The 25,994-nt window shown below is 67.0% G+C and carries 24 protein-coding genes, 3 tRNA genes and 1 pseudogene; 19 read left to right on the plus strand and 9 right to left on the minus strand.

Annotation, left to right across the window (positions count from 1 at the left end):
- Positions 1-5 precede the first annotated feature (5 nt).
- Positions 6-308: a thiamine-binding protein gene (locus HLA91_RS05950; protein ID WP_165883121.1), complete on the plus strand. Its 303-nt coding sequence runs from the start codon at positions 6-8 to the stop codon at positions 306-308.
- Between the two features lie 80 nt (positions 309-388).
- Here the strand turns inward: HLA91_RS05950 and HLA91_RS05955 are convergent.
- A tRNA-Arg gene (locus HLA91_RS05955) sits at positions 389-461 on the minus strand.
- A gap of 114 nt (positions 462-575) precedes the next feature.
- Between HLA91_RS05955 and HLA91_RS05960 the strand changes: the two genes are divergently transcribed.
- From HLA91_RS05960 to ettA, 5 genes are all read left to right on the plus strand, one after another.
- A complete protein-coding gene (locus tag HLA91_RS05960) occupies positions 576-2,288 on the plus strand; it encodes a dynamin family protein (RefSeq protein WP_170273957.1) in 1,713 nt (570 codons plus the stop codon).
- Positions 2,285-3,871 carry a YfjP family GTPase gene (locus HLA91_RS05965; protein WP_170273958.1) on the plus strand — a complete coding sequence of 529 codons (1,587 nt, stop codon included), beginning with the start codon at positions 2,285-2,287 and terminating at the stop codon, positions 3,869-3,871. Before HLA91_RS05960 ends, HLA91_RS05965 begins: the two co-directional genes overlap by 4 nt.
- Positions 3,872-4,001: 130 nt before the next feature.
- On the plus strand, positions 4,002-4,541 hold the full coding sequence (locus tag HLA91_RS05970; protein ID WP_102159729.1) for a single-stranded DNA-binding protein: 540 nt from the start codon (positions 4,002-4,004) through the stop codon (positions 4,539-4,541).
- Positions 4,542-4,694: 153 nt separating this feature from the next.
- On the plus strand, positions 4,695-5,312 hold the full coding sequence (locus tag HLA91_RS05975; protein WP_165883118.1) for a DUF6993 domain-containing protein: 618 nt from the start codon (positions 4,695-4,697) through the stop codon (positions 5,310-5,312).
- A gap of 89 nt (positions 5,313-5,401) precedes the next feature.
- Entirely contained in the window at positions 5,402-7,084 is a 1,683-nt protein-coding gene (ettA, locus tag HLA91_RS05980; RefSeq protein ID WP_102159733.1) for an energy-dependent translational throttle protein EttA, read from the plus strand.
- Positions 7,085-7,153: 69 nt separating this feature from the next.
- Here the strand turns inward: ettA and HLA91_RS05985 are convergent, their stop codons facing one another.
- Positions 7,154-8,041 (minus strand): acyl-CoA thioesterase, encoded by an 888-nt coding sequence (locus tag HLA91_RS05985; RefSeq protein WP_170273959.1) that lies wholly within the window; start codon positions 8,039-8,041, stop codon positions 7,154-7,156.
- Positions 8,042-8,162: 121 nt separating this feature from the next.
- Here HLA91_RS05985 and HLA91_RS05990 point away from each other — a divergent pair, with 121 nt between their 5' ends.
- A complete protein-coding gene (locus HLA91_RS05990) occupies positions 8,163-8,714 on the plus strand; it encodes an acyl-CoA thioesterase (protein ID WP_170273960.1) in 552 nt (183 codons plus the stop codon).
- A gap of 14 nt (positions 8,715-8,728) precedes the next feature.
- Positions 8,729-9,409 carry a DUF8185 domain-containing protein gene (locus HLA91_RS05995; RefSeq protein WP_170273961.1) on the plus strand — a complete coding sequence of 227 codons (681 nt, stop codon included), beginning with the start codon at positions 8,729-8,731 and terminating at the stop codon, positions 9,407-9,409.
- Positions 9,410-9,447: 38 nt separating this feature from the next.
- Here the strand turns inward: HLA91_RS05995 and HLA91_RS06000 are convergent, their stop codons facing one another.
- From HLA91_RS06000 to pepN, 3 genes are all read right to left on the minus strand, one after another.
- On the minus strand, positions 9,448-9,891 hold the full coding sequence (locus tag HLA91_RS06000; protein ID WP_420867890.1) for a globin: 444 nt from the start codon (positions 9,889-9,891) through the stop codon (positions 9,448-9,450).
- A 9-nt stretch (positions 9,892-9,900) separates the two neighbouring features.
- A complete protein-coding gene (locus HLA91_RS06005) occupies positions 9,901-11,109 on the minus strand; it encodes a mechanosensitive ion channel family protein (protein WP_170273962.1) in 1,209 nt (402 codons plus the stop codon).
- A gap of 125 nt (positions 11,110-11,234) precedes the next feature.
- Positions 11,235-13,886: an aminopeptidase N gene (gene pepN, locus HLA91_RS06010; protein WP_170273963.1), complete on the minus strand. Its 2,652-nt coding sequence runs from the start codon at positions 13,884-13,886 to the stop codon at positions 11,235-11,237.
- 142 nt (positions 13,887-14,028) lie between these two features.
- Here pepN and HLA91_RS06015 point away from each other — a divergent pair, with 142 nt between their 5' ends.
- Complete coding sequence (locus tag HLA91_RS06015; RefSeq protein WP_170273964.1) at positions 14,029-14,637, plus strand: mycothiol-dependent nitroreductase Rv2466c family protein; 609 nt, start codon at positions 14,029-14,031, stop codon at positions 14,635-14,637.
- 33 nt (positions 14,638-14,670) lie between these two features.
- Entirely contained in the window at positions 14,671-15,138 is a 468-nt protein-coding gene (locus HLA91_RS06020) for a ribose-5-phosphate isomerase (protein ID WP_102159750.1), read from the plus strand.
- A gap of 98 nt (positions 15,139-15,236) precedes the next feature.
- Here HLA91_RS06020 and HLA91_RS06025 read toward each other — a convergent pair whose 3' ends face one another.
- Together HLA91_RS06025 and HLA91_RS06030 are read right to left on the minus strand one after the other, a co-directional pair.
- Positions 15,237-16,079 (minus strand): CPBP family intramembrane glutamic endopeptidase, encoded by an 843-nt coding sequence (locus HLA91_RS06025; RefSeq protein ID WP_170273965.1) that lies wholly within the window; start codon positions 16,077-16,079, stop codon positions 15,237-15,239.
- 100 nt (positions 16,080-16,179) lie between these two features.
- A tRNA-Gly gene (locus HLA91_RS06030) sits at positions 16,180-16,250 on the minus strand.
- A 178-nt stretch (positions 16,251-16,428) separates the two neighbouring features.
- Here HLA91_RS06030 and HLA91_RS06035 point away from each other — a divergent pair.
- The 4 genes from HLA91_RS06035 (at position 16,429) to HLA91_RS06050 (ending at position 19,496) form a co-directional block, all read left to right on the plus strand.
- Positions 16,429-16,502, plus strand: a tRNA-Pro gene (locus tag HLA91_RS06035).
- 349 nt (positions 16,503-16,851) lie between these two features.
- Positions 16,852-17,220, plus strand: coding sequence for a Cd(II)/Pb(II)-sensing metalloregulatory transcriptional regulator CmtR (gene cmtR / locus HLA91_RS06040; protein ID WP_165883108.1), 369 nt, complete (start codon positions 16,852-16,854; stop codon positions 17,218-17,220).
- The gene (locus HLA91_RS06045; RefSeq protein WP_170273966.1) at positions 17,217-19,181 is read left to right on the plus strand and encodes a heavy metal translocating P-type ATPase; all 1,965 of its coding nucleotides are present in this window, start codon (positions 17,217-17,219) and stop codon (positions 19,179-19,181) included. The genes cmtR and HLA91_RS06045 overlap by 4 nt, the downstream gene beginning before the upstream one ends.
- Before the next feature lie 12 nt (positions 19,182-19,193).
- On the plus strand, positions 19,194-19,496 hold the full coding sequence (locus HLA91_RS06050; protein WP_007321360.1) for a hypothetical protein: 303 nt from the start codon (positions 19,194-19,196) through the stop codon (positions 19,494-19,496).
- Positions 19,497-19,647: 151 nt separating this feature from the next.
- Here the strand turns inward: HLA91_RS06050 and HLA91_RS06055 are convergent.
- Positions 19,648-19,896: pseudogene (locus tag HLA91_RS06055) on the minus strand (LLM class flavin-dependent oxidoreductase); the annotation flags it as partial.
- Between the two features lie 206 nt (positions 19,897-20,102).
- Here HLA91_RS06055 and tig point away from each other — a divergent pair.
- From tig to HLA91_RS06080, 5 genes are all read left to right on the plus strand, one after another.
- Entirely contained in the window at positions 20,103-21,479 is a 1,377-nt protein-coding gene (tig, locus tag HLA91_RS06060) for a trigger factor (RefSeq protein WP_170273967.1), read from the plus strand.
- A gap of 173 nt (positions 21,480-21,652) precedes the next feature.
- On the plus strand, positions 21,653-22,285 hold the full coding sequence (locus HLA91_RS06065) for an ATP-dependent Clp protease proteolytic subunit (RefSeq protein ID WP_102159770.1): 633 nt from the start codon (positions 21,653-21,655) through the stop codon (positions 22,283-22,285).
- Between the two features lie 10 nt (positions 22,286-22,295).
- Positions 22,296-22,940: an ATP-dependent Clp protease proteolytic subunit gene (locus tag HLA91_RS06070; RefSeq protein ID WP_102159772.1), complete on the plus strand. Its 645-nt coding sequence runs from the start codon at positions 22,296-22,298 to the stop codon at positions 22,938-22,940.
- A gap of 264 nt (positions 22,941-23,204) precedes the next feature.
- Positions 23,205-24,470 carry an ATP-dependent Clp protease ATP-binding subunit ClpX gene (clpX, locus tag HLA91_RS06075; RefSeq protein WP_170273968.1) on the plus strand — a complete coding sequence of 422 codons (1,266 nt, stop codon included), beginning with the start codon at positions 23,205-23,207 and terminating at the stop codon, positions 24,468-24,470.
- Positions 24,471-24,616: 146 nt separating this feature from the next.
- Positions 24,617-24,766, plus strand: a complete 150-nt coding sequence (locus HLA91_RS06080; protein ID WP_170273969.1) for a hypothetical protein — start codon at positions 24,617-24,619, stop codon at positions 24,764-24,766.
- Between the two features lie 540 nt (positions 24,767-25,306).
- Here the strand turns inward: HLA91_RS06080 and HLA91_RS06085 are convergent.
- Positions 25,307-25,975, minus strand: coding sequence for an AIM24 family protein (locus HLA91_RS06085; protein WP_102159776.1), 669 nt, complete (start codon positions 25,973-25,975; stop codon positions 25,307-25,309).
- Positions 25,976-25,994 lie beyond the last annotated feature (19 nt).

Here is a 25,994-nt window from a genome sequence, read left to right on the forward strand (position 1 = left end):
ACCACATGCTTGTCGCATTCTCCGTCGCCCCGACAGGAGACGCCGAGACCGGTTCGATGCACGAGGCCGTCGCCGCTGCGGTGAAGGTCGTGCGCGACTCGGGCCTGCCCAACCGCACCGACTCGATGTTCACCACCATCGAAGGCGAGTGGGATGAGGTGTTCGACGTCGTCAAGCGTGCCACCGACGCCGTGGCCGCCTACGGCCCGCGCGTCTCACTCGTGCTCAAGGCCGACATCCGGCCCGGGCACACCGGTGAGCTGACCGGCAAGCTCGAGCGCCTCGAAAAGGCCCTCGACTCCGAGTGAGGCGCCACCGCCTCGGGAGCGGACACAGCAGGGGCCCGGCACCAGTGCTCACCACTGGTGCCGGGCCCCTGCGGACTCTGCGCCCCCAGCAGGAATCGAACCCGCATCTTCCGGGTAGAAACCGGACGTCGTGATCCTTTGGACCATGGAGGCACTGGACATCTTAGCGCCTGCGCGCCCACCCTGCCCGCCGGGGGCCGGCGGCCAACTGCGGCAGCTGCGGCGTGGTGAGTGGTGTCAGCCTGGGAAAACCGAGAGAGTAGGAACGTGACTCAAGGACCGAACGACACCAGCCTGTCCTCAGGCGTCGCGCCCGCCCTCAGCGACCTCATCAAACGGGTGCGCGATGCGCGCTTTCCGCTGCACACACCCGGCGCCGAGACCGGCCGCAGCCTGCAGCGCAGCCTCGATGACCAGCTGACCGACTACCTGCTGCCGCGGGTCAGCCAAACTGATGCCCCGCTGCTCGTCGTCGTCGGCGGCTCGACAGGTGCTGGCAAGTCCACGCTGGTGAACTCGATCGTCGAAGCTGACATCTCCGCCACCGGCGTGCTGCGCCCGACGACCCGCTGGCCGGTCCTCATCCACCATCCTGATGACCAGGAGCACTTCGCCTCCGACCGGATCCTGCCGAGCCTGGAGCGAGTCATCGGCGAATCGACTGACCTGGAGCGTCCGCAGCTGCGGCTCGTCTCCAGCACCAGCGTGCCGCCGGGCCTGGCCCTGCTCGACTCACCGGACATCGACTCCGTCCGCGAGGAGAACCGCACATTGGCCCGCCAGCTGCTCGCGGCCGCCGACCTGTGGCTGTTCGTCACCACCGCCTCCCGCTACGCCGACGCTGTGCCGTGGGAGCTGCTCAAGCAGTCCGCCGAACGCGGCACCGCCGTCTCGATCGTGCTCGACCGCGTGCCGCCGAAGGCCAACCGGGAAGTCCGCCATCACCTCTCTGGGCTGCTCGCCGAGGCGGGGCTGGGCTCAGCGCCGATCTTCACCGTGCCCGAGCTCGTGCTCGTCGATGGCCGGATCCCTGAGGCCGCAGTGTTCCCCGTGCAGTCGTGGATCATGAACCTCGGTCGCAACTCCCGGGCCCGTGACCGGGTCATCGCCCAGACGCTGACCGGAGCGCTGGCGGCCGTGCCGGCCCGCGCGCGCACCCTGGCCGACTACGTTGAAGAGCAGGAATCGGCCCACCAGCGCCTGCAGGAGACCGTCACCCGTGAGTTCGGCAGCGCCCGCGAGGAACTCGCCGAATCACTCGTCGACGGCCGGGTGCTGCGCGGAGAGGTGCTCGCCCGCTGGCAGGATTTCGTGGGCACCGGACAGTTCTTCCGCGGACTCGAACCCACCGTCGCCCGGATCCGCGACCGCATCACCTCTGCGGTGACCGGCAAGCGCGACGCCGCCGAACCGCTCAACCAGGCGATCGAAGACTCTGTGGCGCTTCTCATCCGCGAGCAGGTCGTCACCGCCGTGTCGAACACCGCCCACGCCTGGCAGGCCAATCCCGAAGGCGATGCCCTTGTGAAGGCGAACCCGCAGATGACGCGGGTGCCAGCCGAGTTCGACGCCGATGTCGGGCGGATGGTCGCCCACTGGTCCGATGACGTCAACGAACTCGTCCGCGAAGTCGGGCAGAGCAAGCGCGCCAAGGCCCGCATCCTGTCCTTCGGCGTCAACGGCGTCGGCGCAGTGCTCATGCTCGCCGTGTTCGCTGGCACCGGCGGACTGACCGGAGCCGAGGCCGGTGTCGCCGGCGGCACGGCGCTGGTGGCCGGCAAGCTGCTCGACACGATCTTCGGCGACCAGGCCACCCGCGACCTGGCGCAGATGGCGCGCACCCGGCTCATCGACAGCGCATCCGAACTGCTCGAGCGCTACCGGGCGCCGTTCGACGCGGCCCTGAATGACAGCGAAGTCCCGCCCCGCCAGGCAGGCAATCTGCGCGGCGCCGGCGACCGATTGGAGGAAGCACTGTGAGCGATGCCACGCGCAGCGAGATCGCGACGCTGACAGAGGGCATCAACCGCGCTCTCACCCTGGGACCGCGCAAGATCTCCGACGAGACCCGCGCGGCAGCCACCGAACTGCTGGACAAGGCCGAAGCGCGCCTGAAGCTCGGCGAGGAATCGACCGTCGTCGCCTTTGCCGGCTCCACCGGATCCGGGAAGTCCTCCCTGTTCAACGCGGTGGCCGGTCTGGAGATCGCCGAGGTGGGCGTGCGCCGGCCGACGACCTCGAAGCCGACCGCCTGCGTCTGGGGCGCCGGTGGCGAGGAGATCATGTCCTGGCTCAAGGTGCCGGTGACCAACCGCACCTGGCGCGAAAGCGCCCTCGACGGAGACGACGAGGAGAGCCTGCACGGTCTCGTGCTTCTCGACCTGCCCGACCATGACTCGACCTCAGCTGAGCACCGCGTCGAATCCGACCGGCTCGTCAACCTCGTCGATGTCGTCTTCTGGGTCGTCGACCCGCAGAAGTACGCCGACTTCTCCCTGCACTCGCACTATCTGTCAGAACTGGCAGCCCACGCCTCGTCGATGGTCGTCGTACTCAACCAGGTCGACACGCTCTCAGCAGACGAGCGGGTTGCCTGCAGTGAGCACCTGCAGCAGCTGCTCGCCCACGACGGGCTCGACAACGCCCGCGTCGCCCTGGCCTCAGCTGTAACCCGCGAAGGCGTGCCGGAGCTGCGCCAGATCCTGACCGAGACCGTGCTCGCCCAGGCTGCTGCCTCCGAGCGGCTGCTGACTGACCTCAAGGAGATGGCCGGCCGGATCCGCGGTGAGCTCGGCACCCCGGTCGACCATCCTGAGCAGCTGCAGGGCGCGGACCGGCTCATCGACGCGATGGTCGATGCCGCCGGCGTGCACGCGGTTGCCCAGACTGTCGAAGACGACTACCTGCGCCGGGCCTACAAGAAGACCGGATATCCGCCGCTGGCGATGGCTCAGCGCGGTCAGGCCGACCCGCTCGGCGCCCGCCACGGTGGTGACCGCGAGGATCTCATCCGCGCTGCCGTGCCGGAGACGTCGCGCACCCAGAGCGCACGCGTCAACCTCGCCGCTCACGAACTCGTCGTCGACGCCGTGTCCACACTGCCGATGGCCTGGCAGGCCGATGTCGCCAAGGCGGAGAAGCAGTCGACTGCCGAACTGACCCACACCCTCGATGAGGCGGTCACGGCCGTGCGCATCGAACGGCGTAAGCCCGGCTGGTGGACGTTGGCCGGTGTGCTGCAGAACCTGTTCTTCCTCGCCACTGTCATCGGCGCCCTGTGGCTGGTCATCCAGCTCGTCCTGCTGCTGACCGGTGTCGACGTCACCTCCGGGTCGACGCTGCTGTGGATCATCCCCGGCGCGCTGCTGCTCATCGGCATCACCGGTTCGGTCATCACGAGCCTCGCTGCGGCCTCAGCTCGGCGCAAGGGCGCGAAGGAAGCCGCCGATGACGTTGCCGAACGACTGACGCAGGCGGTCCATTCGGCTGCGGCCAGCTCGTATCTGGCACCGATCACCGGCGTGCTACGCGAGCATCGCGAGGTCTACGACAGCCTGCGCTGAGCATTGGAGACCGGCGCTTGTGGATGCCAGACGTGCATCCACAGGCGCTGAGTCATATCTGGGCTCTCACTGGCCAGGTTGGGAAGAGTGACAGGCAGGTCTCAGCAGAGGCAAGAGAAAGGACCTGCTCATGAAACAAGTCAATTACTTCGTCGGCACTGCAGGCGGTGACTGTCAGACCGGCACCCTCAGCGATGGACGCGTGTGGGCGTCCTTCAGGCTGGCGGTCAACTTCGGGTTCTACGACAACGAGAAAGGGGAGTACCGGGAGATCGACACCTCCTGGTTCGATGTCTCCTGCTACGGCGACCTCGCCCTCCACGTGAACTCATCGGTGCACAAGGGCGATGCCGTCATCGTCGCCGGCCGGCTGCGGATCCGCGAATGGACCGACACGACTGGCACGAAGTCCGGGAAGAACCCGCAGATCATCGCTGAGGCCGTTGGCCACAATCTGCGCTTCGGCACAGCGAACTGGGCTCGCAACACCCGCAGCGGCGCCAAGAGCACGGCAAGCGGCAGCTCCGGCGGTTACGACAGCCTCGGCAGCCCGCCGCCGGCATCGTTTGCAGCCTCAGCGTCGAGCGACGATATCGACGAGACCATGGTTGACACCTCAACAGGGGAGATCCACGACGATCACGCCATGGAGCCGGCCGGGCAGAGCTGAGCACAGGCACGTCATCGGGCAGGTTCGGGGCGTGACTTCGGCGCGCACGGCCTGTCCGGCGACATGCCGGTGAATCTGTGTCGCTTCGGTGAGACGAGTCTGCTCAGTCCGGTTAGAGTAGGACTGTTGTGTGGCACTGACTGAAGGACGACAATGCTTCGACGGTTTCTCGCTGCCGGAACGCTGGCCTGTTCTGCAGCACTCATCAGCGGCTGTTCGCTGCTGAACCAGCAGGCAGCCGAACCGAACCCGGTGCAGACCAAAGAGGTTCCGGCTGTTGTGGACGAAGTCGTCGCCGCACTCAAACCGCTTGAAGGCCGTGACGATGTGCCGAGCACCCAGGAGTTCTTCGACACGATGACCGAAGCCGGGTACAAGCCCGAGCAGCTCGAAGCGACGATCGACGCATCACCCCTGGGAAATGACGTGCCGGCGAAGATGTTTGGCGTCAAGGTCGACGACGGCTGCGTCGTCGGTGAGATCCGCTCCGGCAATATCACCGCCCATCTGGCCAAGCCCACCGAATCGACTGGCACGTGCCTGCTCGGATACGTCGAACGGCCCGAGGGCGTCGACGCGCCCACGGGCGATGAGCGCGACGAGGATTCCGATGACAACGGCGCCGGGCACATGCCAGGTGAGGACATGAACGGTGAGGACACCGAGGAGCCGAGCGAGACCGGCGGTTCCGACGAGGGAACCGGCGACGGCGGCGGTGAAGGCAGCGGTGAAGAGGAAGAGAGCACCGAAGCGCCGCAGCTCGGCGGCTGACCCGCTCCCCAGATGCGCTCGCGCACCGGCTGTAGGGCAGGCGCGGAGGAATGGCCTAGCCATGTGGGAACCGATAGTCTGAGACCACTATGGCCGAATTCATTTACACCATGCATAAGGCGCGCAAGGCGCACGGTGACAAAGTCATTCTCGACGACGTGTCGATGTCGTTCTACCCCGGAGCGAAGATCGGCATGGTCGGCCCGAACGGTGCCGGTAAGTCCACCATCCTCAAGATCATGGCAGGCATCGACCAGCCATCGAACGGCGAAGCCCGCCTCAGCCCCGGATACTCCGTCGGCATCCTGCTCCAGGAGCCGCCGCTGAACGAAGACAAGACCGTCCTCGGCAATGTCGAGGAAGGTGTCGGCGAGATCAAAGCGAAGCTGGACCGCTACAACGAGATCTCCGAAGAGATGGCCAACCCGGATGCCGACTTCGATGCCCTGATGGAGGAGATGGGCAAGCTGCAGGAAGCCATCGACGCAGCTGATGCCTGGGATCTCGACTCCCAGCTCGAACAGGCGATGGACGCACTGCGCTGCCCGCCGCCGGACGCCGACGTCAAGGTCCTCTCCGGCGGTGAGCGCCGCCGTGTGGCACTGTGCAAGCTGCTGCTGGAGAAGCCCGACCTGCTGCTGCTCGACGAGCCGACCAACCACCTCGACGCCGAGTCGGTGCTGTGGCTCGAACAGCACCTCAAGACCTACCCCGGCGCCGTCATCGCCATCACCCACGATAGGTACTTCCTCGACCACGTCGCCGAATGGATCGCCGAAGTCGACCGCGGCCACCTGTACCCCTACGAGGGCAACTACTCCACCTACCTGGAGAAGAAACAGGAGCGCCTCAAGGTCCAGGGCAAGAAGGACGCCAAGCTGCAGAAGCGCCTGAAGGACGAACTCGAATGGGTCCGCTCGAACGCCAAGGCCCGCCAGACGAAGTCCAAGGCCCGCCTCGCTCGCTACGAAGAGATGGCAGCTGAAGCGGAGAAGACCCGCAAGCTCGACTTCGAAGAGATCCAGATCCCGCCCGGCCCGCGCCTGGGCGACATCGTCATAGAAGCCAAGGACCTGCAGAAGGGCTTCGGCGACCGTACGCTCATCGACGGCCTGTCGTTCTCGCTGCCGCGCAACGGCATCGTCGGCGTCATCGGCCCCAACGGCGTCGGCAAGACAACGCTGTTCAAGACGATCGTCGGACTCGAAGAGCTCGACGGGGGAGACCTCAAGGTCGGCGACACCGTCGAAATCTCCTACGTCGACCAGTCCCGCGGCGGCATCGATCCGGAGAAGAGCCTGTGGGAGGTCGTCTCCGACGGACTCGACTTCATCCAGGTCGGCAATGTCGAGATGCCCTCGCGTGCCTACGTCTCCGCGTTCGGCTTCAAGGGACCCGACCAGCAGAAGAAGGCCGGCGTGCTCTCCGGCGGTGAGCGCAACCGCCTGAACCTCGCGCTGACCCTCAAGCAGGGCGGAAATCTGCTTCTGCTCGATGAGCCGACCAACGACCTCGACGTCGAAACCCTCGGTTCGCTGGAGAACGCACTGCTCGAATTCCCCGGCTGTGCCGTGGTCGTCTCCCACGACCGCTGGTTCCTCGACCGCGTCGCCACCCACATCCTCGCGTGGGAGGGCACCGAAGAGAATCCGGCCAGCTGGTACTGGTTCGAAGGAAACTTCGAAGCCTACGAGAAGAACAAGGTGGAGCGCCTGGGCGAAGAAGCCGCCCGCCCGCACCGCGTCACCCACCGTCGCCTCACCCGCGACTGACGCACACGCGCATCGACAGCACGAGGCCGGCTGCTTCCGATCGGGAGCAGCCGGCCTTCGGCATTCATGTCACAATTGGGACTTGATGCGGACCATGCCCTCCTGCGCGACCGTCGCCAGCAGCTGACCGGACTGCGAGAAGATCCGCCCGAGCCCCAGCCCGCGGCCCCCGCGCGCTGACGGGGAGGTCTCGGAGTACAGCATCCACTCGCCGATCCTCACCGGCCGGTGCCACCACATCGCATGGTCGAGACTGGCCATCCGCAGTCCCGGCGTCATCCACGTCAGGCCCTGGCGACGCAGCACCGGGGCGAGCAGACTGAAATCACTGGCATAGGCCAGCGCGGCGGCATTGAGCAGCGGGTCATCGGGAAACGCCGCCGAGGCGCGGATCCACATCCGCTCCTGGGCGCGTGCCTGAGGGTCGGGATCGAAGTAGATCGGCGGCTCGACCGGCCGCACCTCGAAAGGCCGCTTGCGCAGCCAATCGCGCATGAAGGGGATGTCGACATCGGCCATCAGCTCGTTGATCTCCGGGCAGTCCTCCGGGGCCGGCACATCGGAGGGGAACTCATCTCCGTGCTCCAGACCGTCCTGCTCGACCTGGAACGAGCAGATGAGCGAAAGGATCGGCTCATCGCGCTGATAGGCGTGCACCCGGCGGGCAGAGAACGATCCGCCGTCGCGCAGCACCTCGACGCCGAAGGTGATCGGCTCGCTGACATCGCCAGGGCGCAGGAAGTAGCCGTGCAGCGAGTGGATCTGACGGGCGGGATCAACGGTCTGCCCGGCTGCCATGACACATTGGGCCAGCACCTGACCGCCGAACACCCGGCCATCGGGTTTGTACTGGCTGCGCCCGAGGTAGAACTCCGACTCCCGTGTGCCGGGGATCGGGTCGGTCGGGGTGACCTGCAGCAGGTCGATGAGCTGGGCTACGTTGTCTTCGGCACCCATCAGTGCCCTCCTCGCTGTGTGATGGCAACTGCTGGCAGTCTACGCGCCTGCACGCCCATCCGCCCTGACCAGCCGCCAGACTGGTGTGCCTGCCCACCGGCACCGGTGGCAGAATGGAGCCATGCCTGAATCCCTGTCGAACCCGCTGCTGTCCGGTCCCTTCGCCCGCGTGCTCATCGAACTGCGCTGGGGTGATATGGACGCCTACGGGCACGTCAACAACGTCTCCCAGCTGCGCCTGCTCGAAGAGGCCCGCGTCCGCGCCTTCGGCTCCCCAACCGCCGACCGCGACGCCGCCGCTCCAGCCGACATCCCCGGCGCCGGGCAGCCGGTGCAGGGCCGTGCCTTCCCGCCGGTGCTCGGCGAGGCGGCAGGGGAGACGAACCTGCTCGTCTTCTCCCACCGCATCGAATACCGCCGCCCCATCGGTTTCCGCACCGGCCCGATCGCCGTCGACACCGTCATCTCCGGGGTGACCCCGGCGACTATGGAGGTCGGCTACGTCATCGCCGAACCCGACGGCAGCGAGGTCTACACGCTGGCTGAGACCGTGATCGCCTTCGTCGATGCCGCAACAGGCCGGGCACGTCGGCTGAGCGAGGCCGAAACGGCGGCGATCGAACCGTTCGTCACCGACCCGGTGCCGCTGCGTCCGGTGCGGGCCCGCCGCTGATGCGCAGGATCGGCATGCGCACATCCGCACACATCCGCCTCACCACGTCCGAGGCGCTGGCCGACTGGGAGGTCTTCGCCTCCCGCGCCCAGCGCATCGACTCCGAGGGCGCGATGCGCCTGACGGTCACCGGCGATGTCCTCGTCGTCTCAGCAGCACCCCTGTTCCCGCACGGGTTCGGCGACGCGACGCCGCTGACGGTCGGGATGCGCATGTTCCGGCTGGTCGGCACCGGTCTCGACGGCCTCGACGTCGTCGTGCCGACAGCGGCGATCTGCGACCGCTTCGCCCGGCTGCGCAGCACCGGTGAGGAGGCGATGCCGATCCCGCCGCAGGAGATCCAGGTGTCGTGGGCCGGCATCGCCCCGCCGCGCGGGCCGTGGCTGCCGGTGGGCCAGCTGGCCGATGCTGAGCTCATCGCCGCCGCCGAAGCAGGTATCGCCGAGGTGGCAGCCGGGACGCCGGAGGTGGCTGGGATCCACGCGGTGACCGGTCTGCGCCGCCGGGTGTGGAGCCGGCCGCTGCCCGGCGAGTTCGAGGACCGGCTGCCGGCAGCAGTGGCCTTCGCGATGTTCGGGCTGGGATTCGTGCAGCCCGGTGGCGTCACGAGTGTGTTCGAAGCGCCGGGCTGGCTGCGGCTGAGCTCACCGCGCGGTCATGTGCTCACCCGCAGCCGCGGCGACCGCGCCGCCTGAGTCGCAGCTTCCTGCCGGGCGGTCCCGGCAGTCCAAGCTCAGCTGTTGGGGGTCAGTGGCCCCAGGCTGGTGCGCGGAGCCTCCCCGGGCTCATCGAAGCGGTTGACCATCGCGGTCGCGGCGCGTTCGAAGTAATCCCACACCATCGTGTCGTGCAGCGGCGGCAGCTCCAGGGAGTCGAGTGCCGTGCGCATGTGCCGCAGCCAGTGCTCCCGGGCCTTCGGGGTGACCGGGTACGGGTTGTGCCGCATCCGCAGCCGCGGATGGCCGCGCTCCTGCGAGTAGGTCGTCGGCCCGCCGAAGTACTGCTCCAGGAACGTCTGCAGCCGGTGCTTGGCGCCGTCGAGCTCCTGGCCTTCGGGGTACATCGCGATGAGGTACTCATCGGCTGCGACCTCCCGGTAGAAGACGTCGACGAGCTGGGTGAAGGCCGCATGGCCGCCGATGATCGTGAACATGGTGTCTGGGCGCTGAGTCGTCACGCTTCGATCCTATGAGTCACTCGGGTCGCGCCGCGAACTCTGCTGCGTGATCCCGTAGGAGGGATCCTTCGTCGCGGTGCTCTTCTGGTTCGCCCGCGCCGGCAGCGGGTCGTCGGCGATGTCCTCATGCTCCTCATCGTCGCGCTCTGCCGTGGCGGTGGCGGTGCGGCCGGTGTCAGCGGGGCTGCCGGCAGTCTGCTGGCGGGAGGGCAGCGTGCCGGTCGTGCCGAAGTCCGAGGCCGAGGCGGTGGTGTCGACCGGCTGGGCGCGCACGATGGTCTGCTGGGCCAGCGGGATGCGGATGCCCTGCTCGTCCATCATTCGCTTGACGGTGCCGCGGAAGGCACGGGCGACGGCCCACTGTTCGTTGGGTTTGGTCTTGATGAACGCGCGGATCGTCATCGCCTCACCGGTCAGATCCTGCACACCGAGGATCTCGGGGTCTTCGAGGATCGAGGTGGTCATCGCCGGGTCGGCGCGCAGCTCAGCGACAGCGTCTTCGATGATGCCGTTGAGCACGTTCGGGTCGGAGTCGTACGGCACGGCGATGTCCATCACCGCGCGCGCCCAGCCCTGGGACTGGTTGCCCACGCGCATGATCTCGCCGTTGCGCACATGCCACAGGGTGCCGTCGATGCCGCGCACCTTCGTCGTGCGCAGTCCGACCTCCTCGACTGTGCCGACGGCCTCGCCGAGGTCGACGGTGTCTCCGATGCCGTACTGGTCCTCGACGACGAGGAAGAAGCCCGACAGGTAGTCCTTGACGAGCTCCTGGGCGCCGAAGCCGATCGCCACACCGGCGATACCGGCGGAGGCGAGCAGCGGGCCGAGATTGAAGTCCAGTTCGGTCAGCACCATCATGATCGCCAGGGTGGCGATGATGATCGTCGCGATCGACGACAGCATCGACCCGACTGTCTGCGCGCGCTGCGCCCGGCGGGCCTTGGCGATCGCATCGGAGCCGTTGATGCGCGGGGTCTCAGCGGACCTCTGGCGCCGCCGGTTCTCCGCGGTGTTCGAGCCATCGGCGATCTTGCCGGCGAACTTGCGGATGATCTTGCGGGCGACGAGGTTGAGGATGACCGCGCCGACGATGATGAAGGCGATGCGCAGGGGAGCGCCCAGCAGCCACATCCAGTCGAAGTTGGCGGTCTTGTCCACGGTCTCGTTCACCGCTTCCTTGATCTGCTCAGCAGGAGGTGTCGTTGAAGTGCTCATACGGGTGCAATCGTAGAGACCGCATCTGAAAGGGCAGTCAGAACAGACCCGCCTCCGCTGGGCATCGCATGAGGACGCGGTGTGGCATTGGCCACACCGCGTCTCAGGTTCGATCCAGCTGCCGGTCAGCTGCTCGCTTCCGCCCCGGCAGCGCTGAGCGCTTCCACGGCGGTCTGCTGGGCGCGCAGGTCCCGTTCGGCGTTGTCGAGGTTCTCTGCCATGAGCCGCAGCAGGCCCTTCGGAGCAGCCGGATGCTCCTCAAGCCACTGCCGGGTCCGGGCCACCGCCTCGGGCGTGGCCGGCGGGTAGAGCCTGAGTGTCAGCGTCTGCGCGATCTCCAGGGTGCGCGACTCCCACCAGCCGGCGACCCGGTCGAAGTACTCGGCGACGAAGCTGCCGACCGGTTCCTCAGCAGCCACGAGCGACCCGTCGGGCAGCTGCAGGCCGGCAGCGAAGCCCAGCGCGGTCGCAGCGACGACCGAGTTCGGCAGCTCGCGGTCATCGGCCAGGGAGCGGAACGCCGCGGTCTTGGCTGCTGGGGTCTGCGGGGAGGCCTTGGCCGTCTGGGCCTTGTTGCGGCCCATCGCGGTGTCGTCGGTTTCCAGCGCAGCACTGATGCCGGCCTCGTCGAGGCGGCCGGCGGCGGCCAGTGCGATGACGAGGCTCCAGCGCAGGTCGGTGTCGATGCTCACGCCTGCGACCGGGGCAGTGCCGGTCTGCAGCATCTGGACGACACGGTCGAGCTGGCTGTCGGTCTCGGCGGTTTCGGCGAAGCCGATGAGGAACTGCAGCTGGCTGTCCGACCCCGGGGCGGCACGCTTGAGCAGCGTCCACAAGTCGTCGGCGAACTGGGCGCGCGCATCGGCGCGCAGGTGCGGCGGCAGGAACCGGGTGATCGCGGCCTTCGCCTGCCGCAGCTGGGCGAGCAGCCCGGCCGAATGGGTGATGGATCCGGCATGTGCGCCGACGAGGGCGAGGTAGTCCTGGGCGGGGATCTCCCCGTCGCGGACCATATCCCACACGGTCGAGAAGACGAGCAGCTGGGTCAGCGAGTCCTCGAAGCCCGAGGCGTGGGCGACCGCATTGCGCAGGCTCACCTCATCGAACCGGGTCTTGGCATAGGTGAGGTCACCGTCGTTGACGACGATGATGTCCGGGCGAGACGAGGCACCGGCCGGGACCTCCACCTCGGCGACGGGGCCGTCGAGATCGATCGACTGGATGTGGGTGCGCACCACCTGGCCGGAGTCGGTGATGTCATAGCAGCCGATCGCCACGCGGTGCGGGCGCAGTGAGGGGACCGGGCGGCCGGGCAGCTCGACGGCCTCCTGGCTGATCGCCAGGCGGGTGAGCTGGCCGGACTCGTCGGTCTCGACGATCGGGCGCAGCAGGTTGATGCCCGATTCCTCCAGCCACAGCTGCGACCAGGTGCGCAGATCCCGGCCCGAGGTGGCCTCGAGTTCGGTGAGCAGGTCGTCCAGTTCCGTGTTCGCCCAGGCGTGGGCGTCGAAGTAGCGCTTGACGCCGGCGAAGAACGCATCTCGGCCGACCCAGGCGACGAGCTGCTTGAGCACGGCTGCGCCCTTGGCGTAGGTGATGCCGTCGAAGTTGACCTCGACGTCGAAGAGGTCCTCGATCGGGGCGACGATCGGATGGGTGCTCGGCAGCTGATCCTGCTGATACGCCCAGGCCTTCTCGACTGTTGCGAAGCTCGTCCACACATCGGAGAACTCCGAGGCCTCGGCAGTCGCCAGCGTCGAGGTGAACTCGGCGAACGACTCGTTGAGCCACAGGTCGTTCCACCAGCGCATCGTGACGAGATCGCCGAACCACATGTGCGCCAGTTCGTGCAGGATCGTCACCGCGCGGGACTCGACGGTGCTGCGCTTGGGCCGGGAACGGAAGACGTAGTCCTCGACGATCGTGACGGCACCGGCGTTCTCCATCGCCCCGGCGTTGAACTCCGGGACGAAGAGCTGATCGAACTTCTCGAACGGGTACGGGGTGGCGAAGAGGTCCTCGAAGAAGGTGAACCCGGCGCGGGTGAGCTTGAAGATCTCCTCGGCATCGACGTGCTCGAACAGCGATGCGCGGGCGTAGACGCCCAGCGGCACCTCCTCGCCGTCGCAGCTGAGCAGCGAGGAGTGCGCGGACTTGTACGGCCCGGCGATGATCGCAGTGATGTAGGACGAGATCGGGGGAGTGGGAGCAAACTGCCACAACGCCATATCGCCCGATTCGATGCCGAGCTCGGCGAGCGCCTCATGCGGTTCACCGGCGACCGGGGTCGGGGAGTTCGACACGACCGTCCACGACTCCGGGGCGATGATCGTGAAGGAGAACGAGGCCTTGAGATCGGGCTGCTCGAACACGGCGAACACGCGGCGGGCATCAGGCACCTCGAACTGCGTGTACAGGTACGTCTCGTCGTCGACCGGATCGACGAACCGGTGCAGACCCTCACCGGTGTTCATGTAGAAGAAGTCGGCGTCGATGCGCAGCTCGTTGTCCGGGGCCAGGCCCGGCAGGCTGATGCGGGCGGCTGAGACGTGCTCGTCGACAGGCAGCTCCTCGCCGTTGAGCCGGATGCTGTGCACCTTCGCGGTGACCGCGTCGATGAAGGTCGAATCATCGCTGTCGGCAGCGAAGCGCACCGTGGTGACTGAGCGGAACGTCTCTCCCTGACCGTCGAGGACGAGTGTGACGTCGTAGGACGTGACCGAGATCTGCGCTGCGCGCTCGGCCGCCTCGGCGCGGGTCAGGTTGTGCTGTGCCACGGATGGGCCTCCGGAATATCAGCTGGTGGAATGATCGGACTAGGCTCATTGTTGCATGATCGGAAGCCGTGCCGGGCGCATCCGGCGCGGTCATCGCACATCCGGCCGCAGCCCTGCGGCAGACCGACACGGAAGGACTCTGATGAGCACTGAGACACTCGATTTCTGGTTCGACGCGACCTGCCCCTGGGCGTGGATGACCTCCCGCTGGGCACTCGAGGTCGAGAAGGTCCGCGACGTCAAGGTCGCCTTCCACCCGATGAGCCTCTCAGTGCTCAACGAGGGCCGTGAGGAGCTGCCCGAGGAGTACAAGGAGAACATGAAGCTCGCCTGGGGCCCGGCCCGCGTCGTCACCGCCGCGATGGTCGAACACGGACCCGAGGTGCTCGCCGATCTCTACACCGCCCTGGGCACCCTCATCCACGTCGAGGGCCGCCGCGACTTCGACGAGGTCATCCCCGCCGCGCTCGCCGAGGCAGGACTGCCGGCCGAACTCGCTCAGGCCGCCAACACCGATAAGTACGACGAGCAGCTGCGCGCCTCCCACAAGGAGGGCATCGGCAAGGTCGGCGAAGACGTCGGCACCCCGGTCATCTCGCTGGGCGAGGTCGCCTTCTTCGGCCCGGTCGTCAGCCCTGCCCCCAAGGGCGAGGCTGCCGGTAAGCTGTTCGATGGAGTGCTGGCCGTGGCAAGCACCGACGGGTTCTTCGAACTCAAGCGCACCCGCACGGTCGGCCCGATCTTCGACTGAGTCTCCGACTGACACGCTGCGAAAGGGCAGGCAATGAAAGTTCATCTCGGCACCGACCACGCTGGCTTCGAGTTCAAGGAGGCGCTCAAGGCGCACCTCGCAGCCCAGGACTACGACGTCGTCGACCACGGCGCCCACGAATACGATGCACTCGATGACTACCCGGCCTTCTGCATCGCCGCCGCCGAGGCGGTGGTGACCGACAACGCCTCGGGCACCCCCGCACTGGGTGTCGTCATCGGCGGTTCGGGCAACGGCGAGCAGATGGCTGCCAACAAGGTCGAAGGCGCCCGCGCGGCCCTGGCCTGGAACCCGGAGATCGCCCGGCTGGCCCGCCAGCACAACAACGCCCAGATCGTCTCGATCGGCGCACGCCAGCACACCGAGGCTGACGCATTCGCCATCGTCGACGCGTTCCTGACCGAGCCGTTCTCCGGCGATGAGCGCCATGAGCGCCGCATCGGCATCATGGCCGCCTATGAGAACGGTGAGACCATCTGAGGCTGACGCTTGAGCGAGCCCTGAGCTGAGCCCGCCTGGCCGTCCCGGTCAGGCGGGCTCAGTCATGCCCAGGGAGCGAGTGCCCAGCGCCGACCGGTTCAGTACCAGAAGATCGGCAGGGCACCGGGATGGTGGGCATGCACGATGGTGAGGAAGACGATGAGGTCGAAGAGCAGGTGCACGCAGATCGTGTAGGGCAGTGACTTCGTGCGGGTGAAGATGAGCGCCTGGATGAGCGCGAACGGGATCGTGAGCACCGGACCCCAGGCCTGGTAGCCCAGCTCCCACAGGAAGGACACGAAGATTACCGAGGTGAGCACGTTGGCCGTCCAGAACGAGAAGTGCCGGTACAGCAGCGTGAAGACGGTGCAGATGAAGAACAGCTCATCCCAGATGCCCACGGCGTTGACGCCGAGGAACAGCCGGATGATCTCACTTGGGGTCTCGACGGCAGGCCAGTTGGTGTAGACCCCGGAGCTGATGAAGTACCGCGGCAGGATGAGCCAGCCGAGGAACAGCACGATGAACAGCCACGACCATTCGAGCTTCGACCACGGCTGGCCGATCCGCCGCGGGAACCTCACGGCATGATCGCGGTAGATCCAACGGCTGATGGCATAGGGGATGATGACCGCGCCGGAGAGTACGGCCCCCATCAATGCGATGTTGCCCCAGGAGATATCGGCCTTGAGTGAGATCGTCGAGATGAGCGCCAGCGCCAGGCAGATGAGCAGCACGTCCCGGCCCAGCGCCCGGTCGATCGCCCATGATCCGATGAGCCCGACGGCAAGCGGGAGATAGCCCCAGTCCGACTCGAAGCCGAAAAGCAGCACCGCTGCAGCAGAGACACACGCCACCGCTGCAGACGCCGGGCTGAGCGCGCGGTGCTGACGCGGGCGGTAGGATGCAGGACCTGCATGGGAGGGTTTGTGTTCGCTCACGGACTCATTGTGCCAAAGACCCAGCAGTCGCAGAATCGGGCACATGTCGGCGTACGGGGATAGAGAACCGCCGGCCCACATGTGGACCGGCGGAATGCGGAGGGGATGACGGGAATCGAACCCGCACCATCAGTTTGGAAGACTGAGGCTCTACCATTGAGCTACATCCCCGATGCGCCCGTGTGAGCGCTGTAGAAATGTTAGAACAGATCAGCTCCGAATGCAAAGCGAGGAGAGGGCTGGCCGAGTGGTGGTGACACCGTGACGTGGGCTGATGTGCGATGCCGGCAGCCGCGCTGCAGATTAGGAGGAAGACTGCGCAGGCGGCTAGAGTAGTGTCTCGTTGAGCCGGGGTGTGGCGCAGCTTGGTAGCGCATCCGCTTTGGGAGCGGAGGGTCGCAGGTTCAAATCCTGTCACCCCGACGGAGCGAAGTGCCGCGGGTTCTCTCGCGGCACTTCGTCTATTCACACGCCGCGTGTTGTGTTTCCAGACCCGGGGCCGGCATCGGTTTCGGGTGGGTTGGAAGCTTGGAACAGGAGCTTGCGTGCGAATGCTGTGGGCACGACCATGCGCTCAGGTGTAGCGGATGCGTGCGCCTTCGCTGCGCGTCCACGTGATGTAGCCGCCTTGGAAGTCCTGGCGCACCTGGGATGCCGACGTGGTCGAGCTGGCGCAAGAGGTGACCGCGGTTCCCGAGGGCAAGCGCGCGGAGCGCGTGCGGCAGCCCCTGCATCTGGACGATTGGTCAGCGTGCACTGTATAGTTCAGTGCATGCTGACTATTGCTTCGCGCCTCGACGTGATGAACCGGCTTGGCCGGGCCATGGCCGACCCGACGCGCTCCAAGATCCTGATGTCCCTGCTCGACGGCCCGAGCCACCCCGCCGTGCTCTCGCGCGAGCTGGGGCTGACCCGCTCGAACGTGTCCAACCATCTGACCTGTCTGCGCGACTGCGGCATCGTGGTCGCCGAGCCCGAGGGGCGGCAGACTCGCTACGAGATCGCCGACCCGCACCTGGCCGCGGCGCTGACGGCGCTGGTGGACGTGACGCTGGCGGTGGACGAGAGCGCCCCGTGCATCGACCCGCACTGCTCGGTGCCCGGCTGCTGCGGCCCGAGCGGCTCCGAGGACGCCTCGTGAGCGCCGCCTGCGGCTGCGACGAGCCGACCACCAACGCCGCCGAAGAGGCAGAGGAGACCGAGCGCCCGTGGTGGCGCGACCCGGGCCTGGTGGTGCCGATCCTCTCCGGGGTCGCGTTCGGCACCGGCCTGGTGCTGGAGTGGTCGGGGATGCACGTCGCGGCGCTGGTCGCGTTCTGGGCGGGCCTGCTGCTGGGCGCGTACACGTTCGTGCCCGGCGCGCTGCGGAACCTGTTCGCCAAGCGGAAGCTCGGGATCGCGCTGCTGATGACGATCAGTGCCGTCGGCGCGGTCATCCTCGGCTACGTGGAGGAGGCCGCCGCGCTGGCGTTCCTGTACTCGCTCGCCGAGGCCCTGGAGGACAAGGCGATGGACCGCGCCCGCGGCGGCCTGCGCGCGCTGCTCAAGCTCGTGCCGGAGACCGCGACCGTGCTGCGCGACGGTGCCTCGGTCGAGGTCCCGGCCAAGGAGATCGCCGTCGGCGACGTGCTGCTGGTCCGTCCGGGCGAGCGGGTCGCCACCGACGGGATCGTCCGCGTCGGACGCTCCAGCCTGGACACCTCCGCGATCACCGGCGAGTCGATCCCGGTCGAGGTCGCCCCCGATGACGCGGTCTCGGCGGGGGCGATCAACACCGCCGGCGTGCTGGAGGTCGAGGCGACCGCGGCGGGCACCGACAACTCGCTGACCACCATCGTGGAGCTGGTCGAGCAGGCCCAGGCAGAGAAGGGCGAGCGTGCGCGCATCGCCGACCAGATCGCCCGCCCGCTGGTGCCCGGCGTGATGGTCCTCGCCGTCCTGGTCGGCGTGCTCGGATCGCTGCTCGGCGACCCCGAGACCTGGATCACCCGCGCCCTGGTCGTCCTCGTCGCCGCCAGCCCGTGCGCGCTGGCGATCGCGGTGCCGGTCACCGTAGTGTCCGCGATCGGGGCGGCGACGAAGTTCGGCGTCGTCATCAAGAGCGGTGCCGCGTTCGAGCGCCTCGGCGGCATCCGCCACCTCGCCGTGGACAAGACCGGCACCCTGACCCGCAACCGGCCCGAGGTCACCGCCGTCGTCGCCGCCGACGGGTTCGACGACGCGCAGGTGCTCGCCTGGGCGGCGTCCGTCGAGCAGCACTCGACGCACCCTCTCGCCGCCGCCATCGCCGCCGCGGGCCAGGGGGCCCTCGCCGCGCAGGACGTGACGGAGGAGGCCGGGCACGGCATCGGCGGCACCGTCGACGGCCGCCGGGTGACGGTGGGCAGCCCCCGCTGGATCGACGCCGGACCGCTCAAGGCCCGGGTCGAGGACCTGGAGGCCGAGGGCCAGACCTGCGTGCTCGTGGCCGTCGACGGCCGCCTGGCCGGGGCGATCGGCGTCCGCGACGAGCTGCGCCCCGAGGTCCCCGAGGCCGTGCGCACGCTGCGAGGGCAGGGGGTTGAGGTGAGCATGCTCACCGGCGACAACGCCCGCACCGCCCACGCGCTCGCGCAGATCGCCGGGATCGGCGACGTGCACGCCGAGCTGCGGCCCGAGGACAAGGCCCGCATCGTCGCCCAGCTCTCCGAGGCCTCGCCGACGGCGATGATCGGCGACGGCATCAACGACGCCCCCGCCCTGGCCGGTGCGACTGTGGGCATCGCGATGGGCGCGACCGGCTCCGACGCCGCGATCGAGTCCGCCGATGTCGCCTTCACCGGGCACGACCTCGGCCTGATCCCGCAGGCGCTGCGGCATGCCCGCCGCGGCCGGGCGATCATGAACCAGAACATCGTGCTGTCCCTGGCGATCATCGCCGTGCTGCTGCCGCTGGCCATCACCGGCGTGCTCGGCCTGGCCGCGGTCGTCCTCGTCCACGAGGTCGCCGAGGTCGTCGTCATCGCCAACGGGCTGCGCGCCGCGCGTGCCCGCAAGAGCCAAGCGGCGGCCGCGTCGCCTGAGACGGCGTCACCGGCCGCGGTCCGCGCGGACAGAGCCTGAGAGGAGTGGATCATGGAGATCACGTTGCAGTACTTCGACGGGTGCCCGAACTGGGAGGTGCTCGACCGGCGTCTCACCGAGGCCCTCGACGGCCGATCGGACGTCCGCGTCGTGCATCAGCGAGTCGAGACTGCCGAGGACGCCGCCCGCCTCGGGTTCCACGGGTCCCCGACCGTCCTCATTGACGGTTCCGACCCCTTCGCCGACGAGCACACGCCGGTGGGGCTCGCCTGTCGAGTGTTCCGCACTCCTGCCGGGCTGGCTGGTTCGCCCACCGTCGATCAGCTGCGCGAAGTACTTGATGCGCCTCTATGAGGGTGGAGCACCGCCGGGTTGCGCGATCATCGCACCGACGCTCAGCGCAGGAAGAGCCGCCTTCATCGAAAACCAGCCAGGATTGCCGTCAGCGTTGTGCTGTAAAGCGCGCCGACGCTGACAACGGGTGCTACAACCCGGGCATGCGCTAGCGCAGATCGATGACGCCTGTGCCCACCTCGATGCGCTGCGTGCGCGCAGCGATGGCGGCCAGCAGCGGCATCGGGGCAGCCGACTGGCGGGCGAAATGATGCACCCGGAAGTACGCGCCGTTGACACCGAGCTCATCGGCCCGTTCGGCGATGGTGATGGCATCGTGGAGCATCTGCCGGGCATCGGGATCACCAAGCCCGCGCCCGTGACCGTAATGACCGAATGACAGGAATCCGAAAGCTCTCATACCCAGCCAACACAATTGAACTCTCAACTGTTCCCCTGCGGTGCCGACGGGAGCCCGCGGCGCTGCACCGGTCCGATGTGCAAAACGGCGGCCTCCATGACTAGACTGGAGAGCTGTGCGTTGCCGCCGGAGTCTGTGCGGTGATGAGACTCATGACTTAGGCGGATCGCCTCCGCCGATCCCACCGTCCGAACGAGAGGTACATCGTGAAGAGCTCCGTCGAGAATCTCGACCCGACTCGGGTCAAGCTCAGCGTTGAAGCGCCTTATGCCGAACTCAAGCCGAGCATCGACGAGGCATACAAGGAGATCTCCAAGCAGATCACCGTCCCCGGCTTCCGCCGCGGCAAGGTTCCGGCCCGCATCATCGACCAGCGCGTCGGCCGTCCGGCCGTCCTGCAGGAGGCCGTCAACAACAGCCTGGACGATTTCTACCGCCAGGCTCTGAACGAGAACGACGTCCGCCCGCTCGGCAGCCCCGAGGTCGAGGTCTCCGAGATCCCCGGACTCGACGGAGCCGAAGAGGGCAACCTCGTCTTCACCGTCGAGGTGGACTGCATGCCGAGCATCGAGCTGCCGGCCTACGACTCCATCGAGGTCGAGGTCGACACCTACGAGGTCACCGACGAGGACATCGACAAGGAGATCGACGAGCTGCGTGCCCGCTTCGGCACCCTCAACCCGGTCGACCGTCCGGCCGCTGAAGGCGACTTCGTCACCATCGACCTGACCGCCAAGGTCGATGACGAGGTCATCGACGAGGCCACCGACATCTCCTACGAGGTCGGCGCCGGCACCATGATCGACGGTCTCGACGATGCTCTTGTCGACCTGTCCGAGGGCGAGGAGACCACCTTCAACACGACGTTGGCCGGTGGAGAGCACAAGGGTTCTGAGGGAGTCGTCACCGTCAAGCTCAACGCCGTCAAGGAGCGCGTCCTCGCTGATGCCGATGACGACTTCGCTCAGATGGCCTCTGGTTCGGACACCATCGAGGAGCTGCGCGAGGAGACCCGCGAGAGCGTCGCCAAGCAGAAGGAGCTCGAGCAGAGCGTCCAGGCGCGCGAGAAGGTTCTCGACGCCCTGCTGGAGACGGTCGAGCTGCCGCTGCCGGAGAAGTTCCTCGCCGAGGAGGTCTCCCGCCAGGCTGAGGCCGCCGGTGTCGAAGAGGGCGACGAGCGCTACCAGGAGATCCAGGACGAGACTGCCAGGGCCGTCCGCACCCAGTTCCTGCTCGACGCGATCGCTGAGAAGGAAGAGGTCGAGGTCTCCCAGGCCGAGCTCATCGAGTACATCATGGCGATGGCCCAGCAGTACGGCATGCAGCCCCAGGAGTTCATCCAGATGCTGCAGTCCTCCGGCCAGGTGCCGGCCATCAGCGGAGAGGTCGCCCGCCGCAAGGGCCTGGCTGCTGTCCTCGCTGAGGCCAAGGTCGTCGACACCGACGGCAACGCCGTCGACATGACGAAGTTCGTCACCCCGGAGTCCGAAGAGGACGACGAGGAAGGCGACGACACCGACGACGCTGAGGCCGACGAGACTGCTGAGGCAGCCGACGACGCCGAGGCTGAGAAGCAGGACTGACCTGCTGCTCACCAGCCGCTGAGACAGGGCGGGCACGGGAGACCGTGCCCGCCCTGCGCCGTCTGTGATCAACCCTCATATGCTGAGGGCGAACACAAGGCGGTGCGGGACTAAAACCCGGTGCCGACGGGTTAGAGTCCAGTAAGCATGGAACCGAACCACAGGAGTGACACGTGACGACACACGAGTACGCCTCCCAGCCGGTCGCGCAGGACAAGCCGGCAGGACTGGGACTGGATGATCACATCTTCAACCGGCTGCTCAAGGAGCGCATCATCTGGTTGGGTTCAGAGGTGCGCGACGAGAACGCCAACGCCATCTGCGCGCAGATGATGCTGCTGGCAGCCGAGGATCCCGACCGCGATATCTGGCTCTACATCAACTCACCCGGCGGCTCGGTCACCGCGGGCATGGCGATCTACGACACCATGCAGTACATCCGCCCCGACGTCGGCACCGTCGCCATGGGTATGGCCGCCTCGATGGGACAGTTCCTGCTGTCCTCGGGTGCGAAGGGCAAGCGCTACGCCACCCCGCACGCCCGGATCCTCATGCACCAGCCGCTGGGCGGCATCGGCGGCACCGCCACCGACATCAAGATCCAGGCCGAGCTCATCCTGCACATGAAGAAGCAGATGGCCGAGCTGACCGCCGAGCAGACCGGCAAGTCCCTGGAGCAGATCCTCAAGGACAATGACCGCGACCACTGGTTCACCGCTGATGAGGCCCTCGACTACGGGTTCATCGACAAGGTCATCACGAAGTCCGACGACCTCGACGGCGAAACCTCGCTCAACGAAGCATAAGGAGACATAGATGACTCGTATCGATCCCTGGAGCACCGCCGGTGCGATGCCGACCTCGCGCTATGTCATGCCGCAGTTCGAAGAGCGCACTCCGTACGGCTTCAAGCGGCAGGACCCCTACACCAAGCTGTTCGAGGACCGTGTCATCTTCCTCGGCGTGCAGGTCGACGACACGTCTGCCGATGACGTCATGGCCCAGCTGCTCGTCCTCGAATCGCAGGATCCGGACCGTGATATCACGCTCTACATCAACTCTCCGGGCGGTTCGTTCACCGCGCTGACGGCGATCTACGACACGATGCAGTACATCAAGCCCGAGATCCAGACCGTCTGCCTCGGTCAGGCCGCCTCGGCTGCCGCTGTGCTGCTGGCTGCCGGCACCCCGGGCAAGCGCCTGGCGCTGCCGAACGCCCGTGTGCTCATCCACCAGCCGGCCATGCAGGGCCAGGGCCACGGCCAGGCCTCGGACATCGAGATCCAGGCCGCCGAGGTGCTGCGCATGCGCACTTGGCTGGAGGAGACGCTGGCCAGGCACACGAACAAGTCCGCTGACCAGATCTCCAATGACATCGAACGCGACCTGTTCCTCACCGCCGAGCAGGCCAAGGAGTACGGCCTGGTTGACCAGGTGCTCTCCTCGCGCAAGAACGCCTGAGGACAGCCGCCGACAGCGCAGCCTCGCCGGCCCGCACCCCGTTTCGGAGTGCGGGCCGGCGCCGTCTGCGAAGCAGCGGCCTGATCGGCCCAGACGCGCACCTCACGGTCGCCGCCGTAGCGGTGTCCGAGCAGTTCTCCGGGGCTGTGCCGACACGCGCCTCCTCAGGTGGCAGGCGATGTCTGTGCCGTGTGACATGCTGTTGAGGTACTGAACAGAAGCGGGTTAGGCTGATAGCGTGTGCCCCTTGGAAAGGTTGTGACCGTGGCGCGCAAGAGCGATAGTGCAGATCTTCTCAACTGCAATTTCTGCGGCAAGTCGCAGAAGCAGGTTCGCAAGCTCATTGCCGGTGGCGGTGTCTACATCTGCGATGAGTGCATCGGGCTGTGCAACGAGATCATCGAAGAGGAGCTCAATCAGCCGCTGGCCGAGGTCGAGGAGACCGAGCTGCCCAAGCCGCAGGAGATCTACGATTTCCTGCAGAAGTACATCGTCGGTCAGGAGCCCGCGAAGAAGGCCCTCGCCGTGGCGGTGTACAACCACTACAAGCGCATCCGCGCCTCCCGCAGCCTCGATGACGACGACATCGAGATCTCCAAGTCCAACATCCTGCTCGTCGGTCCGACCGGTTCTGGCAAGACCTATCTCGCTCAGACGCTGGCGAAGAAGCTGAATGTGCCCTTCGCTGTCGCCGATGCCACCGCCCTGACCGAGGCCGGCTACGTCGGTGAGGATGTTGAGAACATCCTGCTCAAGCTCATCCAGGCCGCTGACTTCGATGTCGAGCGCGCCCAGACCGGCATCATCTACATCGACGAGATCGACAAGATCGCCCGCAAGGCCGAGAATCCCTCCATCACCCGCGATGTCTCCGGTGAGGGCGTGCAGCAGGCGCTGCTGAAGATCCTCGAAGGCACCCAGGCGTCGGTGCCGCCGCAGGGTGGGCGCAAGCACCCGCATCAGGACTTCATCCAGATCGACACGACCAATGTGCTCTTCATCGTCGCCGGCGCGTTCGCCGGTCTGGAGGAGATCATCTCCTCTCGGAAGGGCAAGCACGGCATCGGCTTCGGCGCGATGCTGCAGTCGAAGAACGACGCTGAGGACATCTACAGCCAGATGCTGCCCGAAGACCTGTTGAAGTTCGGGCTCATCCCCGAGTTCATCGGCCGTCTGCCGGTCATCGCCACCGTTTCCAACCTCGACCGCGATGCGCTCATGACGATCCTGACCGAACCCCGCAACGCACTGGTCAAGCAGTACCAGCGGATGTTCGAGTTCGACAACGTCGAACTCGAGTTCGAGCACGAGGCCCTTGAGGCGATCGCCGACCTCGCGCTGCTGCGCGGCACCGGCGCTCGCGGCCTGCGCTCCATCATGGAAGAGGTCCTGCAGCCGGTCATGTTCGATGTGCCCAGCCGCGACGACGTCGAACGCGTCGTCATCACCAAGGATGTCGTCGACTCGAATGTCGCTCCGACGATCGTACCGCGCAAGGCGCAGCCGGCCCGCCGGAAGAAGTCGGCCTGACCCCTCACTCTCGGAAGAGTCTGCGTGAGGTCAGGTGTGCACTCAGTAGACCGTTCTGCAGTCGCTGGGCCTTGACGCCCATGACGCATAGTCAACCATTAAGCTACAGCAGCTGAATGGTTGCACTATTGCCTCAGGGAGCAGTCATGGCACATCTCATCATCAACCGCGGCATTGAGATCGCTGCGTCCGCTCCAGCCGCCCTCCCGCTGATCTCACAGCGCGGGTGGTTCATCAACGGCGGAGAGCCGCTCGACGGCCCGCTGAAGCCGTCGTCGCCGGGGAGCTTTCGGTGACGCTCATCGAGTTCTTCATCACTGAAGGACCCGAGGGTGTGACGCTGCGTGTGCGCGAACCCGGATTTGACAACCTCGATGCCGGCGGCATGGCCCTGCGGGCCTGGAGCTCGTCCTGGCCAAAGCCGCCTTGGAGCAGACTGCTGGCCCGTACGCAGATGCGGGGGCAGAGGCGCGATGAGCCGCCTCGGCACCGACGAGACAGTGCAAGTCCTGCGCGCGTCAGGGGGGGAGAGAACACCAGGTGGGAGCTCATACTCCGGCTCGGGCAGGCACCGGCATCGGCCTCAGGGCTGCAGCACGAACTCAGCATCTCCCGCCGGGCATCATGAAGCACCTGGAGATTCTGCGCGAGGCGGGTCTCGTCTCGGCCGAGCGTGACGGGCGGGCCGTTGTCTATCAGGTGGCACCGGCACGCCTCGGCGACATCGCTGCTGCGCTCGAAGAGCTCAGCAGAACCGGTGCCTGGCTGCGATCAGACGAGCCGCAGAGACCGGCGAGAGCGCCGCAGACTGAGCGGCTGTGCTGACCTGTGCCGGCTCAGGACGTCTCCGCTGGCTGCACGACGACGAAGCCCGGACCGTGGAAGCGCATCTGGATGCCCTCACCCGAACCCCGGCCGAAGAATGAGCCGAGGGTGACATCGGTGTGGATGTCCGGAGCGAGGTTCGCCGACCAGCACACCGCCGCCTGCGGGTCGACGAAGGTGGGCGTGCGCGAGCAGTCGAGGACCATCGGCTGGCCCTGCGCACAGATCGCCGCCGTGCCGTGACCGGAGAGTTCAAGGTTGAACAGCCCGGAACCCGAGGTGAGCGCGCCGATGCCGCGCAGCGGCTGGATGTCCCAGCGCAGCGAGGCGTCGAAGGCGAGCATGCTCGTCGTGTTCACAGTCAGCGCGTCCTGCGGACCTTCGAGCTGCATCATGAAGATGTTCGCGGCCATCCGGGCGAAGAAGATCTCGCCGTGGCCTTCGACACGCATGAGCTGGCCGCCCTCACCCGTGGCAGCCTTCTTCATGAACTGCCCAACCGAGGTCGAACCCTGGTGCTTGAAGTTGACGTTGCCCTGGTAGGCGACCATCGCACCCTTCGTGGCGATCATCGGCTCCTGCGGGGTCACCACCCCTCGCACCATCCGGCTGGACTGCATCGTCCATCGCTGATTGAGCTCCTGCTCCTGGTGCTGTTTGGCGAAGAGTTCGCTGCGCATCGCTGTCTCCTGGTCGTGC

The sequence above is a fragment of the Brevibacterium luteolum genome, assembly GCF_013004595.1.
GTDB lineage: Bacteria > Actinomycetota > Actinomycetes > Actinomycetales > Brevibacteriaceae > Brevibacterium > Brevibacterium luteolum.

What these genes read in the sequence shown, in the direction of transcription:
- HLA91_RS05950 (WP_165883121.1), top strand. Translation starts at nt 6, where the DNA reads ATGCTTGTCGCATTCTCCGTCGCCCCGACAGGAGACGCCGAGACCGGT.
- HLA91_RS05970 (WP_102159729.1), top strand. Translation starts at nt 4,002, where the DNA reads ATGAAACAAGTCAATTACTTCGTCGGCACTGCAGGCGGTGACTGTCAG.
- HLA91_RS05975 (WP_165883118.1), top strand. Translation starts at nt 4,695, where the DNA reads ATGCTTCGACGGTTTCTCGCTGCCGGAACGCTGGCCTGTTCTGCAGCA.
- ettA (WP_102159733.1), top strand. Translation starts at nt 5,402, where the DNA reads ATGGCCGAATTCATTTACACCATGCATAAGGCGCGCAAGGCGCACGGT.
- HLA91_RS05985 (WP_170273959.1), bottom strand. Translation starts at nt 8,041, where the DNA reads ATGGGTGCCGAAGACAACGTAGCCCAGCTCATCGACCTGCTGCAGGTC.
- HLA91_RS05990 (WP_170273960.1), top strand. Translation starts at nt 8,163, where the DNA reads ATGCCTGAATCCCTGTCGAACCCGCTGCTGTCCGGTCCCTTCGCCCGC.
- HLA91_RS05995 (WP_170273961.1), top strand. Translation starts at nt 8,729, where the DNA reads ATGCGCACATCCGCACACATCCGCCTCACCACGTCCGAGGCGCTGGCC.
- HLA91_RS06005 (WP_170273962.1), bottom strand. Translation starts at nt 11,109, where the DNA reads ATGAGCACTTCAACGACACCTCCTGCTGAGCAGATCAAGGAAGCGGTG.
- HLA91_RS06015 (WP_170273964.1), top strand. Translation starts at nt 14,029, where the DNA reads ATGAGCACTGAGACACTCGATTTCTGGTTCGACGCGACCTGCCCCTGG.
- HLA91_RS06020 (WP_102159750.1), top strand. Translation starts at nt 14,671, where the DNA reads ATGAAAGTTCATCTCGGCACCGACCACGCTGGCTTCGAGTTCAAGGAG.
- cmtR (WP_165883108.1), top strand. Translation starts at nt 16,852, where the DNA reads ATGCTGACTATTGCTTCGCGCCTCGACGTGATGAACCGGCTTGGCCGG.
- HLA91_RS06050 (WP_007321360.1), top strand. Translation starts at nt 19,194, where the DNA reads ATGGAGATCACGTTGCAGTACTTCGACGGGTGCCCGAACTGGGAGGTG.
- HLA91_RS06070 (WP_102159772.1), top strand. Translation starts at nt 22,296, where the DNA reads ATGACTCGTATCGATCCCTGGAGCACCGCCGGTGCGATGCCGACCTCG.
- HLA91_RS06080 (WP_170273969.1), top strand. Translation starts at nt 24,617, where the DNA reads ATGGCACATCTCATCATCAACCGCGGCATTGAGATCGCTGCGTCCGCT.
- HLA91_RS06085 (WP_102159776.1), bottom strand. Translation starts at nt 25,975, where the DNA reads ATGCGCAGCGAACTCTTCGCCAAACAGCACCAGGAGCAGGAGCTCAAT.